Here is a 300-nt window from a genome sequence, read left to right on the forward strand (position 1 = left end):
TCGGCACTACCATGCAGCGTTCGAATACGCTCAATCAAGCTCGCGGCCTGCCGATACGCGTGCTTGTCGCCGGCACTCACGAGTTCCTCGACACGCTCTGCATAGACCGCAAGCGCCTTTTGCGGGTGCGTCCGCTCGCTCACGAGGGCAAGGGCTTCCTTGACGCCTCGTGATGCCCCATGGTCACGCACGGTCGCCCAGGCGTCCTCGAACATGCCCTCCTCGATCATGATGCGAGTCACGAGATCAGCGGGAGAAGACCAGCGGCTTGCAGACGAATTTTCCAACCGATCCTGCAAA

At 61.0% G+C, this 300-nt stretch carries 1 protein-coding gene; it reads right to left on the reverse strand.

Annotated elements, in window-relative coordinates:
- A partial coding sequence (locus SPHV1_RS25675; RefSeq protein ID WP_231634517.1) for a hypothetical protein occupies positions 1-230 on the reverse strand: 230 nt, incomplete at its 3' end.
- Positions 231-300: the final 70 nt, after the last annotated feature.

It is taken from the genome of Novosphingobium sp. KN65.2 (genome assembly GCF_001368935.1).
In the GTDB taxonomy this organism is placed as follows: Bacteria; Pseudomonadota; Alphaproteobacteria; order Sphingomonadales; family Sphingomonadaceae; genus Novosphingobium; species Novosphingobium mathurense.